14 protein-coding genes are annotated in these 14240 nt (G+C 35.2%); 11 read left to right on the top strand and 3 right to left on the bottom strand.

The annotated features are described in order from the left end of the window. Positions 1–58 precede the first annotated feature (58 nt). Together GTR01_RS18115 and paaZ are read left to right on the top strand one after the other, a co-directional pair. Entirely contained in the window at positions 59–886 is an 828-nt protein-coding gene (locus GTR01_RS18115) for an alpha/beta hydrolase (protein WP_160139174.1), read from the top strand. 114 nt (positions 887–1000) lie between these two features. Beyond that, positions 1001–3496: a phenylacetic acid degradation bifunctional protein PaaZ gene (gene paaZ, locus GTR01_RS18120; protein ID WP_160139175.1), complete on the top strand. Its 2496-nt coding sequence runs from the start codon at positions 1001–1003 to the stop codon at positions 3494–3496. 122 nt (positions 3497–3618) lie between these two features. Here paaZ and GTR01_RS18125 read toward each other — a convergent pair whose 3' ends face one another. Continuing rightward, positions 3619–4335 carry a CPBP family intramembrane glutamic endopeptidase gene (locus GTR01_RS18125; protein WP_160139176.1) on the bottom strand — a complete coding sequence of 239 codons (717 nt, stop codon included), beginning with the start codon at positions 4333–4335 and terminating at the stop codon, positions 3619–3621. A 180-nt stretch (positions 4336–4515) separates the two neighbouring features. Between GTR01_RS18125 and GTR01_RS18130 the strand changes: the two genes are divergently transcribed. From GTR01_RS18130 to GTR01_RS18145, 4 genes are read left to right on the top strand one after another with little or no spacing between them, the layout of a single operon-like run. Further along, positions 4516–5289: a DUF4241 domain-containing protein gene (locus tag GTR01_RS18130; protein WP_160139177.1), complete on the top strand. Its 774-nt coding sequence runs from the start codon at positions 4516–4518 to the stop codon at positions 5287–5289. A gap of 5 nt (positions 5290–5294) precedes the next feature. Continuing rightward, on the top strand, positions 5295–5981 hold the full coding sequence (locus GTR01_RS18135; RefSeq protein WP_160139178.1) for an SMUG2 DNA glycosylase family protein: 687 nt from the start codon (positions 5295–5297) through the stop codon (positions 5979–5981). Between the two features lie 43 nt (positions 5982–6024). Next, on the top strand, positions 6025–7413 hold the full coding sequence (locus GTR01_RS18140; RefSeq protein ID WP_160139179.1) for a DEAD/DEAH box helicase: 1389 nt from the start codon (positions 6025–6027) through the stop codon (positions 7411–7413). Beyond that, positions 7410–8708 carry a helicase-related protein gene (locus GTR01_RS18145; RefSeq protein WP_160139180.1) on the top strand — a complete coding sequence of 433 codons (1299 nt, stop codon included), beginning with the start codon at positions 7410–7412 and terminating at the stop codon, positions 8706–8708. Before GTR01_RS18140 ends, GTR01_RS18145 begins: the two co-directional genes overlap by 4 nt. A gap of 90 nt (positions 8709–8798) precedes the next feature. On the opposite strand, the gene GTR01_RS18150 is transcribed toward GTR01_RS18145, so the two are convergent. Both GTR01_RS18150 and GTR01_RS18155 read right to left on the bottom strand, forming a co-directional pair. After that, on the bottom strand, positions 8799–9626 hold the full coding sequence (locus tag GTR01_RS18150; RefSeq protein WP_160139181.1) for a T9SS type A sorting domain-containing protein: 828 nt from the start codon (positions 9624–9626) through the stop codon (positions 8799–8801). A gap of 35 nt (positions 9627–9661) precedes the next feature. Further along, positions 9662–10210: a phage tail protein gene (locus tag GTR01_RS18155; protein ID WP_160139182.1), complete on the bottom strand. Its 549-nt coding sequence runs from the start codon at positions 10208–10210 to the stop codon at positions 9662–9664. A 395-nt stretch (positions 10211–10605) separates the two neighbouring features. Here GTR01_RS18155 and GTR01_RS18160 point away from each other — a divergent pair, with 395 nt between their 5' ends. The 5 genes from GTR01_RS18160 (at position 10606) to GTR01_RS18180 (ending at position 14234) form a co-directional block, all read left to right on the top strand. After that, positions 10606–11370, top strand: a complete 765-nt coding sequence (locus GTR01_RS18160) for an enoyl-CoA hydratase/isomerase family protein (RefSeq protein ID WP_160139183.1) — start codon at positions 10606–10608, stop codon at positions 11368–11370. Positions 11371–11622: 252 nt separating this feature from the next. Beyond that, complete coding sequence (locus GTR01_RS18165) at positions 11623–12240, top strand: hypothetical protein (RefSeq protein ID WP_160139184.1); 618 nt, start codon at positions 11623–11625, stop codon at positions 12238–12240. Further along, positions 12240–12860: a hypothetical protein gene (locus GTR01_RS18170; protein ID WP_160139185.1), complete on the top strand. Its 621-nt coding sequence runs from the start codon at positions 12240–12242 to the stop codon at positions 12858–12860. Before GTR01_RS18165 ends, GTR01_RS18170 begins: the two co-directional genes overlap by 1 nt. A gap of 183 nt (positions 12861–13043) precedes the next feature. Continuing rightward, positions 13044–13334, top strand: a complete 291-nt coding sequence (locus GTR01_RS18175) for a winged helix-turn-helix domain-containing protein (RefSeq protein WP_106918168.1) — start codon at positions 13044–13046, stop codon at positions 13332–13334. Between the two features lie 60 nt (positions 13335–13394). After that, positions 13395–14234 (top strand): metallophosphoesterase, encoded by an 840-nt coding sequence (locus GTR01_RS18180; protein WP_160139186.1) that lies wholly within the window; start codon positions 13395–13397, stop codon positions 14232–14234. Positions 14235–14240: the final 6 nt, after the last annotated feature.

Below are 14240 nucleotides of genomic sequence, written 5' to 3' on the forward strand. Positions count from 1 at the left end.
GTGAAAATCTAAACCTAACAGGTTTCTAAAACCTGTTAGGTTTCAAAAAAAATTAAATATGATTAAGAAAATTGCTCTTGTATGCAGTATGATGTTGGCGGTAAACTATACAATTTCAGCGCAGACTGTTACTGCTAAGCCGCTTACAATAGGAGAAGTGAGGACTATTAAGTCCAAAACATTGAATGAGGAAAGAACATTAAACATCTATCTTCCTCAAAATTTTGATAAAGCAAAATCATACCCTATTATCTATCTTTTGGATGGAAGTATGAATGAAGACTTTATTCATGTTTCAGGATTGGTGCAGTTCTTTAATCAGATGTATTCTATGCCGGAAACTATTGTGGTAGGAATTGCCAATGTGGATAGAAAAAGAGATTTTACTTTTCACACGGATATAAAAGATTTACAGAAAGACTATCCTACAACAGGACATTCCGATAAGTTTATTACTTTTTTTGAAAAGGAATTGAAACCTTATGTTGAAAGTCAGTTCAAAACAACAGAGAAGTACTTATTTGGTCAATCTCTTGGAGGACTTTTAGCAACAGAGATTTTATTGAAAAAACCTGAAATGTTCAATAATTACTTCATTATTAGCCCTAGTTTATGGTGGGATGATGAAAGCCTTTTAAAGCAGGCTCCTCAATTACTTTCAAAATCTTCGGATACTAAAAAATTCGTTTATGTTTCTGTAGGAAAAGGAGAGCACCCTGTAATGGTAAAAGATGCAGAGAGCTTGTATGATGTTTTGAAAAAAGCAGAAAAGAAAAACTGGACTGTAGAATATAAAATGATGGAAACAGATAACCACGCCACGATTCTTCACAGAAGTTTATATGAAGGATTAGTAAAGTTGTTTCCGTATCAGGAACCGAAATAAATTATAAGTGTAACAATATACCAATGTAAAAATGTAACAATTACTTTCATGCCGAATACAGAAGGTATGTATTGAAAAACTGTTAGATTGATACATTGTTAAATTAAATATTATATGGAAAAATTAAAAAACTATATCTACGGACAATGGGTAGAAGGAACCGGAACCGGAATCCCTTTATACAATGCTGTAACCGGAGAGCAGGTTGCTGTTTCCGATACGGAAGGTCTTAATTTTGAACAAGCTCTTGACTATGGTAGAACGGTAGGATATAAGAATCTTTCTTCAATGACTTTCTACGATCGTGGGGAAATGTTGAAAAAAGTAGCCCTTTATCTGCTGGAAAGAAAGAAAAAGTATTACGAATTATCATATAAAACAGGAGCAACACATGTTGATTCGTGGGTAGATATTGAAGGAGGTTTCGGAACTTTCTTTACCTATTCAGGATTGGCTAAAAGAATGCTTCCTAATACTCCGTTTTGGGTAGATGGAGATACTCAGAAGATTTCTGCTAACGGAACTCATTTGGGAACTCACATTTTAACACCTAGTGAAGGCGTTTCTGTACAAATCAACGCTTATAATTTCCCGGTTTGGGGAATGTTGGAAAAGTTATCCACATCGTTGTTAGCAGGCGTGCCATCTATTGTGAAGCCGTCTCCTTTCGGATCTTATCTTACGAATGTGGTATTTCAGGATATGATTGAAAGTGGAGTTTTACCTGAAGGAGCTGTACAATTGGTATGTGGAGAACCTGGAAATATTCTTGATTATGTTCAGGACGGAGATTCTGTATTGTTTACAGGCTCTGCAACCACAGGAAGAAAACTAAAGTCACTTCCATCTATTGCAGGAAATGCTGTTCGTTTCAATATGGAGGCAGATTCTCTAAACTGTTCTATCCTTGGATTGGAAGCAAAACCGGGAACTCCGGAATTTGATTTATTCATCAAAGAAGTTCGTAACGAAATGACCACAAAAGCAGGTCAGAAATGTACGGCCATCAGAAGAATTATTGTTCCTGAACATTTAATTGGTGATGTTCAGAATGCTTTAGCCAAAGCTTTAGACCAAACAAAGATCGGAAACCCACTAAGCAGAGAAACCAGAATGGGATCTTTGGTAGGAAGACAGCAATACGAAGAAGTTTTAAGAAAAGTAAATATTTTAAAATCAGAAACGGAACTTGTTTATGATGGAAAGCATGAACTAGTAGATGCAAGCTATGAAAATGGAGCATTTATGAGTCCTAAATTATTCCTGAATGATAAACCTTTCGAGAAAAATATCTCTCATGATGTAGAAGCTTTCGGGCCAGTATCTACATTAATGCCATATAAAGATGCTGAAGAAGCAGCGGCTTTGGCAAAAAGAGGAAAAGGAAGTTTGGTAGGATCTATTGTTTCCCATGATGAAAACTTTATCGCGGAAACATCTTGGAAAATGGCTTCTCAACACGGTAGAATCTTTGTACTGAATAGAGATAATGCTAAAGAAAGTACAGGTCATGGTTCTCCACTGCCGACCTTGATGCATGGTGGGCCTGGTAGAGCAGGAGGCGGTGAAGAAATGGGCGGTCTGAGCGGACTACATTTCTTCTTGCAGAAAACAGCGATTCAGGGATCACCGGATGTATTGAAGGCTATTACTAAAATTTATCAGCAAGGAGCAGAGAAGAAGTTCTCAGACAAGCATCCTTTCCAGAAATATTTCGAAGAAGTTGAAGTAGGAGACTCTCTGGAAACAGCAGGAAGAACCGTTACTGAAGCAGATATTGTCAATTTCTCCAATGTATCATGGGATCATTTCTATGCTCATACGGATGCGACAAGTTTAACAGGAACTATTTTTGATAAAACAGTTGCTCACGGATATTTTATCCTTTCAGCCGCCGCAGGATTATTTGTTTCAGGAAAAAAAGGCCCTGTTATCGCGAATTACGGATTAGAAGAATGCAGTTTCTTCAAACCTGTTTACGCTGGAGATACCATTACGGTTTATTTAACAGCAAAAGAAAAGATCAACAGAGGAGTAAAAGGAAGAAATATCCCATCCGGAGTTGTGAAATGGTTGGTTGAAGTAGTAAATCAAAGAGATGAGGTAGTTTGCGTAGCAACTATTTTAACCTTGGTAGCAAAACAATCTCCTTTCATCGATCTGACTGTGAAAAATATTCAGAAGATATTAGGTGGATTAACGGAAAGTACTCCTGCTTTGTGGGGGAAGATGTCTCCACAGCAAATGATTGAGCATTTAGACCAGGCAGTATTGGTAAGTTTGGGCGAACCGGAAGCTAATAAATGCTTTACTCCTGAAGAACACCTTGAAAAATGGCAAGATTCTCTATACAATCATAGAGGAATGCCAAAAGATTTTACAGCTCCCTTCTTACCACAAGATGGTTCCCTTCCGGAACTTACTCACAAGAATCTGGAAGCAGCAAAACAGTCATTTATTGATAATATGAAACGATTTGTGGTATATTATAAAGAAAATCCGCAGGCAGAACACATGAACTTTGTATTCGGAAAACTGAATAAAGAAATGTGGGAACTGATGCATAAAAAGCATTTTACTCATCATTTTGAACAGTTTGGATTGATTTAATTCAAAATAAATATCTATTAAAATCCCTTTCAGCTCTATGTGGAAAGGGATTTTATTTTTAATGATACATATAGTATTAATATTTACTATTATTTTGATATAAAATATTTCTTTTTTGGCTGCTATTTTTTTATGATGGGATCAACGCTTTTATCAGGCATTTGCTTTCGTTGTAGATAATGAAGATATCCATAGATCATAAGCGGTAATGCAAATATTTGGAATAAAAAGACAAATAATGAAGGGATGCCTTCAAGAGTATTGGAATTGGATTTCATAAGGATTTGTACTCCCAATGGACTCCTGGAAAAGAGAATCTGATCCAGTAAATTCCATCCGAAATGAATACCGATGGGAAGATACATTGATCTTGTTTTTGAAAAGGAAATCGCAAGCACAAATCCAAAAATACCGGTCATGAAGAAGATAAGTGCCATTTGTAGAATATTGCCAAAAGCACCATAAGAGAACCAATGATATACTCCAAAGCATATTGCAGACAGAATACAGCCCTTTTTATTTCCCCATTTTTCAATTATTATATAAAGTAAAGCTCCTCTGAAAAGTAATTCTTCAAACAAGACAGATTTGAGAACCCACCAAATAGCTGTGATGATGTTATTAAAATTGATATCCTTATTGAAAATCCAGGTGTTATTGGCAAAAAGAGTTGACATTAACTGGTAACATATACATGCAAGAGCAGCCAACAAGAATCCTATTCCCAAATTGAATGTTCTCATCCAGGTAGGTTCAAGTCCTAAAACAGAAAGGTTTCTTCTTACGATATAGCGTAACAGAAGCCAGGAAATGAATAGTTCAGTAATAATTCCAAGCATAGGTTATAAGTTTTAAATGATGAAATAATTTTTCAATTCATCTATTGCACATTCCATATTTCATTGGAAACTAAGTTAAAGAAAATCAGATTAAGAATTGAAAAATGAATTTGAGGGTAGTCTAGGTTAGCGGGAATTATTTTTTATGTACTTTTAAACTTCAATCATAAAGTAAAAGCAATGAACGAAAGCTGGATGCAAAAATGGGAAGAGGTAAAAGACAAATTGATTTCTCCTATAGATATTGAAACGTATTTTACCTCAGATGAAATTATGGATCAAAAGATGGAGACCATGGAAATAGGGAATGTTTCTCTGCCATCAGGAAAAGTAATCGTAAGAGATCCTTTGGTATATCTGAATCAGAAAGAGCAGCCTTTTTTCGTTGAGGTTCCTAGAGGAAATTTTCCTGTAACCATTGCTGTGGTAAAATTGGAGGATTGGGGAGACCGATATGCCGCTGTAAAGGTAGAATTTACTAAAGAAAAACCTGTGATTTACAGAGAGGCACTCATTGGTATTGAAAATATTGACAGTGTGAATGATGATGCATTTTTTGGATTCAATGTAGATGCTGGTTTAGCCTGCATTACCGATCCTGAGGTTGTTCCTTATGTAGATAAATTTATTGATGAATTAGAGGTAGATAATATTTATGATGATTATTTTGCAGAATTATTTGCGAAAAGTTATTCAGAAAATCCAAGAAACCAAAGAGAACTGGGAGATTGGATCAATTGGACTGTACCTAATACAGAATATCAGATCCCAATTTTTGCCAGTGGAGTAGGAGACGGTGTATATCCGGTGTACTTTGCTTATGACGATAAGGATCAAATATGTGGAGTATATATTCACTTTATTGATATTGAGTTGGAATTGTCCGAATATGAGGAAGATGAGGAGGAAGACGATGATGCGGATCAGCCTGATAATTTTGTTACTCTAAAATAAATTCAATGAATAAAACTTTTGCAGATCAGGTGATTGAGTTCAATGAGAATCTGAGTTATTCAGGAAACCTTCCTGATGATTTTGAAGTCTTGAATCCATATCTGGATAATCCGGAGACAATGCAGGTCATGCAGAAGTTTTATCATAAATATTATAATGATTTTCGTAAAAGAAAGTTTATTGTCGGGATCAATCCTAGCCGGCATGGAGCAGGAGTAACAGGTGTTCCGTTTACCGATACCAAACGTCTGGAAAATGTATGTGGAATAAAAATGGAATCTGCCCATACTCATGAAGTCTCTTCCGTATTCATGTATGATATGATTGCAGACTATGGCGGAGCTGATGTATTCTATCAAGATATTTATATCAATTCTCCATTTCCTTTGGCAATTGTAAGAAAAACCAAAAATGGATGGCTTAATGCTAATTATTATGATGACAAGGAGCTTTTTAAGGATGTAAAAGACTTCATGATCGAGTCATTAAAAAAGCACATTAGCCTGAACCTGGATACCTCAGAAGTTTTTGTGCTGGGTAAAAAGAATGCTGAATTTATTTCAAAACTCAATAAAGAAGCCCAGCTATTCGACACTCTGACTGTTCTGGAGCATCCAAGGTATATTCAGCAATATAAATCAAAGGAGAAACAATTGTATATAGACAAATATATTTTAGCATTAAAAAATTAAAATCAGTAATTCCCGTTCCTCTGTTTTTTGTTAAATTGTGAACATGAATGTTTTCCCAAAAAACACTACTTTTAAATATAACTGGCGAACTTATCAGAAAAAATTTCTGGATCATCTTGATGAATATCTTGTAGATAATCATCTGCATGTATCTGCTCCTCCAGGTTCTGGTAAGACAGTTCTGGGATTGGAAGTAATGCTGAGAATTGGTAAGCCTACCCTTATCGTTGCCCCTACATTAGCCATCAAAAATCAATGGATTCAAAGATTCTGTGAACTCTTCCTTAAGACAGAAGCTGTTCCTGAATGGATATCTTCAGATATCAGAAAACCAGGAATTATTACAGTAACAACCTATCAGGGAATTCATTCATTCTCTGAAACCGTTGAAGAAGGCGACGAAATGGTAAAAAAATCACCAAAAGTACCAGCTTCAGAAATTATAAAACGACTCCAGAAACAGAAAGTAGGAACACTTATTCTGGATGAAGCACATCATTTGAAAAATGCCTGGTGGCGGAGCCTCATGGATTTGAAAAATAAAATTGAACCTACTGTTGTGTCTCTTACGGCTACCCCTCCTTTTGATGTTTCTTATACAGAATGGCAAAAATATATCCAGCTGAATGGCCCCATAGATGCAGAAATATCTGTTCCCGAACTGATGATTGAAGGAGATCTTTGCCCACATCAGGATTTGGTGCACTTTACTTTACCTTCACAGGAAGAGCAGAAGAAAATTGAATACTATCATACACATGCTTTAGCCTTTTTTGAAGAAATTAAAAAAGATGATGTACTTCTTAATGTTATTGAACAGTATCCTGTGTATCAGAATCCACTCGAGCACTTAGATTGGATCTATGAAAATATATCTTCCTATACTTCAGGATTGGTATATCTTCATTTCAGGGGAAGAGATATTCCTGAAGTCCATTTTGAAATTATTGGGGATCAACAAAAATATATTCCTGAATTTGATTTCTTTTGGATGGAAGAACTGCTAGACTTCTATTTAGTAGTAGATGAGAGTTATTTTAAAGATAATGAAGGCCACCGTACCGATTTGGGAAATAGATTAAGAAGACTTGGATTTCTCGAGCAAAAAACATTGTGTTTCTTTAATAATAAAAATCTGAACCAAATTCTTAATTCGAGTATTGGAAAACTTCAGGGTATAAAAGATATTGCTGATTTTGAGTTTTCAGAACTTAAAGAAAACCTCAGAATGGTAATTCTTACTGATTTTATTAAAAAAGAATATTTAAATAGTGGAACTCAGAATACAATTACTCTGGATAAAATAGGAGCTGTTCCCATCTTTGAAAAGTTAAGGCGGGAAAACTCTCAACATAAAAAAATTGGAGTTCTTACAGGAGGTTTGGTCATCATTCCAGTAAGTCAAGAAGTATATTTGAAGAGCTCTGTATGAAAAATGGGTTATTAGGAATAGGACTTTCTTCGTTGAGTTATGATCAGGATTACCTTATTATTAATCTTACAGAGCAGATAAAGCATGATATTGTACGCATTATTACGGAAGTCTTTCAACGTGGAGAAATTCATGTTTTGATTGGAACCAAATCATTGCTGGGAGAAGGTTGGGATGCACCAAAGATGAATACGTTAATCCTGGCGAGTTTTGTAAGTTCTTTTGTACTTTCAAATCAGATGAGAGGAAGAGTGATAAGAACAGATAAGGATACTCCTCATAAAACTGGAAATATATGGCATCTTGTATGTTTTGACTCCAAAGATAAAACCGGAGGGCAGGATCTGAATAGTATGAAACGGAGGTTTAAAACTTTTGTAGGTATTTCCAATAAAGAAACTCCCACCATTGAAAATAATTTTGAAAGGCTTAATATTAAGACGATTGAAAATCAAGAAGAGATTCAAGAGATCAATCAGACATTTTTTACTTTGGCTAAAGATAGACAGAATCTTATCGTACGTTGGGAAAAAGCTTTAGAGCAAGGAAGTATTTTGGTAGAGGAGATTCAGGTTCCTTCTGTCAATATGGTAGCTATGAAAGAAGTAAAGATGGATTATATCAGGAAAATGTCAGGAAATATGATGAAGGTAATGGTTTCTACCGTATTATTATTCTGGCAGAATCTTTTAATGGGGGTATTTAAAAACTTACAGGCAATTAATTCTATTAGAAGGTTTTCTTTGTTTGTATCCTTATTTGGTTTGGCGGGTTCCATTGTGTATGGAAGAAAATTGTATATATCATCAAAACAATACTGGAGATACAAAGATATAGGGAAGCAGCTCGGGACTCTCGCTGAGGTTGTTTTGCAAGGTCTGATTCATGAAAGAGTGATACGAACTTCTTTGGAAGATCTCAAAATTGTAAGCTCTTCCAATAACAGTGAAGGAGCATTCTGCTATCTGAAAGGAGGTAGCCAATATGAAAATACACAATTTATCCAGACATTACAAGAGTTGGTTTCTCAGATAGATAATCCAAGATATCTACTGAAGCAGAAAAGAAAATATTTTTTTCTGAAAAATGAACAATACTTTTCAGTACCGGAAATTTTTGCAAAAAACAAAAAGAGTGCAAAATTCTTTAATACAATCTGGAATAAAAACATTGGAGAATCTGAATTGGTTTTTACCAGAACTATTGACGGGCGCAAAATTTTATTAAAGCTAAGATTTGAAGCACTCTTAAAAAGAAATGGAAGAATAGAACACCTTCATAAATGGACAAGATAAAAAACAAATCCCTTAATATAAATCAAGGGATTTTGTTATTCATGAATTAGAATCTTTATGGGAACAAGCTCGGATGTGAACTTTGAAATATTAGTTTTTAATAACTTTAGTAGATTCAGTAGCTGTTTTGATAAAGTAAACTCCTTTAGGCAGTTCTGCAATACTGATTTCATTCAATCCTTTCTGAACTTGAACAGTTTTCAACATTTTACCATCAACACTGTATACCTGTGCTTCTGAGTTGTTCTCTGCTTTAAGAGAAAGCGGCCCATTGGTTGGATTAGGATAAAGAGTCAAGTTTTTTTGAGTGCTTTTAGTTTCTGAAGTTCCCAATACAATGTTACTGTCTTTTACCCAGGTGAAAGCATCCAGTCCAATATAATAGTAATTTCCTCCAAGGCTAAGCCTAAGCTCATCTATAACTATATTGCTGTAGTTTTGACCATTGAGGTTGGTTAAATCAATGAGGGTATAGCCATTAGTTGTCCCTAAACTGGTTGCAAAATTATTGGATTTGGTCGTAGAAAATTTTGTGACACCACTCAGCTTTCCCGTTATGGTAAGAGTGCCTGTAGCCACTGGATTTGACAATTCATTCGTTACGTACACCCAAAACCTATTTACCTTGAAAAGGTTTGAGGTGGTTTTTATGCTGAATGAAGCATTGGCATTGGCCAGACTTACAAAACCTGTATTGTCAATATATCTGTTGTCATTTGCTGTGCCACCCCATCCTGTATTGGGAAAAATTCCTATATCAAAAGTAGAGGTGTGGGAAATGATATTAAAAATAACTCCATTATCCGTAAAACTGCTGCTTCCTTGAGATTCGGTTTCAAAAGTCTCTGTACTGGTCTGTCCAAATGATAAAGTTGAAATGAGCAGACTACAAATGATTAAAAAGGTAGTGCTTTTCATGATTTTTATTTTTAAATATTAGGTTATTGTGGATATTAATCACGTGGAGGATAAATTCCTGCAACACAAATAATATAATTAAGTCCTACATAAGGAGGCATATTATTTACCGGAAGATTTTGGCCCGTAAATGAGATAGATTTGGTATTGATGGTAGTATCCGGATCTGCATCTATAAAATTGGGCACTGCCTGAAAATCTCTCCCGTTAGGAATTCCTGTGATGGCAAAAGAAGATGTAGCCGTGGGTGTTGTTGTATTGGCGTTTTGCTTCGCTATTTTAAGTTGAAATCCGCCTCCAATGCTTGGTAGGTTTGAAGTAAGTAATGTATTTTGTGTAGTTCCAGCCATTACCCCTAAAGGATAATATTCGTTAGCATTTACATTTCCTGCTCCTAATGCGGTTCTTCCTTTTAAGTTAGGAAGGGCAAACGTAGTAATTCCGTCCCCACCGTAAGTAGTTCCTAAAATAGAAAATAATGCTGTATTTCTTGAAATAGGTAATATGCTTCCGTCACAAAACATCCAACCTCTTGGTGCGAAATTTCCTGCAAATAATTTAATGATTCCCATGTACTCTTCCATGATATATTTTTTTAGCCTTTAATTTTCTTACTCTATTATGGCTTTTCAGATTCCGCCGTTAAGTGATGTATTTTCTTACCCAAAGGAACAACTAAAAAAAGGACAGTACTAGAGTAGAAAATACCAAATTGAGTATTCCGTATTTCTACGGATAATGAATTTTTGCTGAGGTAAATAAATTGAGTACATAAAGTGAAAAACGCAGCATGTACAATTCAATAATTAGGAGTATATCTTTATTCATTATAAGCCTGATGATAGTTTCAGTTATTCATCTTCTATCTCCCTTTTTCATAAACCTAGTTATCAAATACTTTTCCCTCGAATTTCTCTCTCTGAAGTTTCTCCAAAAGCAGTGTATTTAGTATTTTTGTAAGAATCCAATAAAAATTAAAATGAACGAATTCGTAGTATCAGACATTAAAAATAATATTGCCGAAATTACCTTCGGAACCCCAAAAAGTAACGCTCTTCCAGGAGCTATTTTAGAAAAACTGGCTCAGACCATTTTAGAAGAAGGAGCTAAAGATGAGGTAAAAGCTATTTTAGTAAAAAGCGAAGGTGAAAAAGCATTCTGTGCAGGAGCAAGCTTTGATGAACTTTTGGCTATTGAAGAGCTTGAGGCTTCTACAAAATTTTTCGGTGGCTTTGCTAAAGTACTGAATGCCATGAGAAATTGTGGAAAGATTGTAGTGGTAAGAGTTCAGGGAAAAACAACAGGAGGTGGAGTAGGAATTGCATGTGGTGCAGACTACTGTTTTGCAACAAAAGATTCTGCATTGGCACTTACGGAGATCAATCTAGGAATCGGCCCTTTCGTTATTGGCCCTTACGTAGAAAGAAAAATCGGGAAATCACAGTTTTCAGCAATGGCAATTGATGCCGATTTCAGATCCGCTGAGTGGGCAGAACAGCATAATGTATATCATTCGGTGTCGGATAATATCCAGGAAATGGATGAAAAGTTGGAGAAGTTCTTACAGACTTTAGCTTCAAGAAGCAGTGATGCGTTGGCATTAATCAAAAAAGTTTCATGGGAAGGTACAGATCACTTCAACGAACTGATGCCAGCAAGAATTCATATGAGTGCCAGTCTTATTCTAGAAGATTCTGCAAAAAAGAATATTGAAGCTATCAAAGAAAGATTGAGAGCAAAATAATTTTTTTACACAAAAGATATTTGCCGCTGATTATTTCAGCGGTTTTTTTATGGATAGAAAATTGGGAAAGGTCTTTTATTACTGTATTATGAATGAAGCTTTTCGATATGAAAATAAGAATAATAACCCATGATTATTGCTCTTATAACTTCTAGTTCCCATCATCTAAGTTCAAATCCATTTCTATAATTTTGATAAAAATATTTTGCAGGTTCATAAAAAATTATAACTTTGTAATTCAAAGTTCTTTTTATGGATTCGAAAAATTATCACGAAGATTTATCCCATATCCGTTCTATGATGGAACGGTCTTCCAGATTTATTTCTTTAAGCGGGCTCTCAGGAGTGGTAGCAGGTATAGTAGCACTTTTAGGTGCAGGATACGCCTATTTTGCCATGGAAAGTAAAAAAGTGGGGTATATGCACACGGGTAGGCTTAGCTTTACTCCTGATTTGGTTCAAGAACTTGTTATCACCGGATTGGTAGTGTTGGCAGTAGCGGTTTTCAGTGGATATATTTTTACCGCCAATAAAAGTAAAAAGAAAGGGCTAAAGATCTGGGATGCTACCACCAAGCGACTTTTAATTACCTTTGCGATCCCATTAGCAGCGGGGGGAATCTTTTGCGCAGCTCTTATTTACCATCATTTAGTAGTATGGGTTGCACCTACAACTTTGATATTCTATGGATTAGGATTAATAAGTGCTGAGAGATACACCTTGCCGGATGTAAAATACCTTGGGTATTGTGAAGTAGCCCTTGGATTATTTTCTCTGTTTTTATTGGGGTGGGGATTGGTCTTTTGGTCTATAGGCTTTGGTATTTTGCATATAGTTTATGGATTTATCATGCATAAGAAATATAAATAATGGGAATAGGCTTTGTCATATTCATACACCTTATAGCAATATTTATTGCAAGCTTTATCTGTGCTTTAATAGGAGTTGTAGTAACTTATTTTGTCAGTAAGGGTGGGAATAAAAAGAGAAAGATCCTATTAGCTTTTATAACACCTTTTGCAGGACTTTATACTTTGTACATCTGCGGTATTATTGGCATGTCAATAGTATCAGATAATAAAAAAGTAGATATAGGAATGGGAGATGCCTGGTATGTTCCCCTTGAAAATGGTAGACACCTGTCATTTATTGATATACCGGAATATGCCTCTATTGTAAAGGAAGATGGAATGGTTTTAGTTTCAGAGATTTCTAAAATGGAAGAAAATGGAAATCTTGTTTTAGGAAAAACATTTGATAACAGGTATTTTTCATATAATGCCAAGACAGATGAAGTGAAAGATTTTGGTACCGAAGAAGAATTGTCTGCTTCAAATGGAAGTAAAAAACTCAATCTAATAGACACAATTGAATTTTATTCGGAAAGAAAAGATACTATTATGGGCTATTGGCCCCTGTTGATTGGATTTTTATCTTTTATTATCAGTATTGGAGTTGTCTATATATGGAAGATGATATTACTTTTTTAATAGCAAGGTCGCTAAGATATTCCAAATAATGCTTTCCAGGAAGAGACAAGAATTTAATCCTTATTTTTGCACCTGTTTTTAAATAGAGATCACTAAAGAGGAGGATTCTGAGATCAGGAAGGATTAAGAAGAATAAAAAACAGTCAGAATTTGGCTGTATCAGAATAAATAAGATAAAGAAAAATGATCAAAATAAGTCAACTCAATAAAGAATTCGAAAGCCGTGTAAGATTGGGCATTATGTCCGTTCTTATGGTAAACGACTGGGTTGATTTCTCTGAAATGAAAGCTTTGTTGGAGATTACAGACGGAAATCTTGCCAGCCATAGTAATGCTCTTGAAAAAGTAGGGTATATCGAAGTGAAAAAAGAATTTGTAGGGAAGAAACCTAAAACCTCTTATCGTGTTACCCAAAGTGGGAGACAGGCTTTTACAGATCATTTGGATGCCCTGGAAAAACTGTTAGGACGATAGTCCTATATTTTTTTGAATTTAAACTTTGTAATTCAAAGTTCTTTGTTTAAAATAAATACAATGAATAGAAAGACATTTTTAAAAAAGATTTTACAGATTTCAGTGCTGGGAGCTTTTCCAGTATTGTATTCATGGCAGGTAGAACCATTTTGGGTGGAATTTGTTCAAAGAAAACTTCCTGTGAAAAACTTACCTAAAGCATTGGAAGGAAAAATATTGATGCAGATTTCAGATTTGCATGTAGGAACTCGCTTCGATTGGCAGTTTTTAATTGATTCTTTTCAAAAAGCTAAACAATACAAACCTGATTTTGTAGTGTATACAGGAGATTTTGTAAATCATGGAACATCTCAGGAACAAGAAGACCTAAAAAAAGTAATGGAAAATTGTGTTCTGGGTACTTTAGCAACCTTTGGAATCTTAGGGAATCATGATTACGGAGAAAATTGGGAGGATGCAGAATGCTCAGAAAAAGTATGTGATACCCTTAGCAATGTAGGGATCACAATGCTAAGGAATGCCCAGCAGGAAAGTCATGGTTTACATTTTATAGGATTCGAAGACTTATGGTCACCTTATTTTCAACCTTCAGAAGTGATGAAGCAGTATAATTCTTCAAAAGCCAATATTGTGCTTTGTCATAATCCAGATGCTTGTGATAAGAACATATGGAATGGTTATCAAGGTTGGATTTTGAGTGGACATACCCATGGGGGGCAATGCAGAATTCCGGGCATCATTACTCCCATACTTCCGGTAAAAAATAAAAAATATATATCTGGAGAAATTGATCTGAAAGATGGAAGAATGTTGTATATCAATCGTGCCCTCGGACATTCTTTCCAAGTAAGATTTATGGTTCGCCCCGAAATCACTGTTTTTACATTAACTCAAGCTTAAATAATT

This window comes from Chryseobacterium sp. c4a (assembly GCF_009900745.1).
Taxonomy (GTDB): domain Bacteria; phylum Bacteroidota; class Bacteroidia; order Flavobacteriales; family Weeksellaceae; genus Chryseobacterium.